General features: G+C 40.1%; 1 pseudogene. It reads left to right on the forward strand.

What is annotated here, in order from left to right:
• Positions 1-2,242 (forward strand): annotated as a pseudogene (locus tag ACFIK3_RS09280) (hypothetical protein); the annotation flags it as partial.

The raw sequence follows: 2,242 nt of genomic DNA on the forward strand, positions 1-2,242 counted from the left end.
GCAGATGGTAAAACTGATTATAGCAGTGTGACTTTAGGTAAAGGTAAGGATGCAGGACCAGTTGCGCTTCATAATGTCAAAGATGGTGTCATTGGTGAGAGTTCACATGATGCGATTACGGGTGGACAGATCAACACGATTTCTCAGGATTTAGCCAAGTTTCTTGGTGGTGATGCAAAATTTGTTGGCAGTACGTTTACAGGACCAACCTACAAGTTATCGAAGGTTGATGCAGCTGGTAATATAACAGACAGTTCTTTTAATAATGTTGGTAGTGCATTTACTGGTCTTGATGATAATATCAAGAATGTGAATGCACGTATTAAGGAAGTTTCGCAGGGAGTAGCGCAGGATTCTTTGAATTGGAGTAAGGAAGCCAATGCGTTTGTAGCTAAGCATGGAACGGAAGGAAGCAGTAGCAAATTGAAGTTTCTTTTAGATGGAGAAGTTTCTAAAGGTTCAACAGAAGCGATTACCGGTAACCAGCTTTATTCAATGAATCAAACAGTTGCGACGTATTTTGGTGGAGGCGCTGGCTATGAAAATGGAAAATGGGTTGCCCCCACCTTCAAGCTTAAAACTGTCAATGAAGATGGTAGTACTGGTGAGGAAAAGGTTTACAATAGTGTAGCGGAAGCATTTGCTGGTGTTGCGAGTTCTATCACGAATGTTCATAATGATGTAACCAATGTAGTGAGTGATAGTCTTGCCAAGCAGGATGATGAGACGAAAGTTATCACTATTGGTAAAGAAGTAGAAGGTACAGAAGTCAATATTGCAAATAAAGACAAAGAAGACCGGACACTTTCAGGTGTTAAGGCAGCAGAGAATGACAATGAAGCAGTCAATAAAGCGCAGCTTGATGCAAGTCTGAAGGATCTTTCTAACAATCTTCAGTCTGATGATTCAGCTGTTGTTCATTACGATAAAAAAGATGGTGATAATGGCAGCATTGATTACACGAGTGTAACTTTAGGAAAAGGTAAGGATGCAGGACCAGTTGCACTTCATAATGTAAAAGATGGTACCATTGGTGAGAGTTCACATGATGCAATTAATGGTAGTCAGATCAACACGATTTCTCAGAATGTAGCTAAATTCCTTGGTGGCGATGCAAAATTTGTTGACGGTACGTTTACAGGACCAACCTACAAGTTATCCAAGGTTGATGCAGATGGTAATATAACAGACAGTTCTTTTAATAATGTTGGTAGTGCATTTACTGGTCTTGATGCAAATATCAAGAATGTGAATGCACGGATTAAGGAAGTTTCTGAAGGGGTAGCGCAGGATTCTTTGAATTGGAGCAAGGAAGCCAATGCCTTTGTAGCGCGTCATGAAAAGAGCAAAGAAGAAAAAGGCAGAGCTGTAAGGACACAAGAAAACAGTAGAATTACGTTTCTAGCAAATGGTGAGATTAGCGCTAAATCAACAGATGCTATTACAGGTGGTCAGCTTTATTCAGTCAATCGGACGGTTGCTAGCTATTTTGGTGGTGGCGCTAGTTATGAGAATGGAACTTGGAGTGCGCCTACATTCAAACTTAAAACTGTCAATGAAGATGGTAGCACTGGTGAGGAAAAGGTTTACAATAGTGTAGCGGAAGCATTTGCTGGTGTTGCGAGTTCTATCACGAATGTTCATAATGATGTAACGAATGTAGTGAGTGATAGTCTTGCCAAGCAGGATGATAAGACGAAAGTTATCAATATTGGTAAAGAAGTAGAAGGTACAGAACTCAATATTGCAAATAAAGACAAAGTAGATCGGACGCTTTCCGGTGTGAAGGAAGCCGTGAGAGGTAATGAAGCTGTTAATAAAGATCAGCTTGATAAAAGTCTGAAGGATCTTTCCAGCAGCCTTCAGTCTGATGATTCAGCAGTGGTTCATTACGATAAAAAAGATGATGATAATGGCAGCATTGATTACACGAGTGTAACTTTAGGAAAAGGTAAGGATGCAGGACCAGTTGCACTTCATAATGTAAAAGATGGTACCATTGGTGAGAGTTCACATGATGCGATTAATGGTAGTCAGATCAACACGATTTCTCAGAATGTAGCTAAATTCCTTGGTGGTGATGCAAAATTTGTTGGCGGTACGTTTACAGGACCAACCTACAAGTTATCGAAGGTTGATACGGATGGTTCGGTAGCAAGTGCTAGTTTTGATAATGTTGGTAGTGCATTTACTGGTCTTGATGATAATATCAAGAATGTAAATGCACGGATTAAGGAAGTTT

The organism is Bartonella sp. CB10SXKL, from assembly GCF_042195515.1.
Lineage (GTDB): Bacteria > Pseudomonadota > Alphaproteobacteria > Rhizobiales > Rhizobiaceae > Bartonella.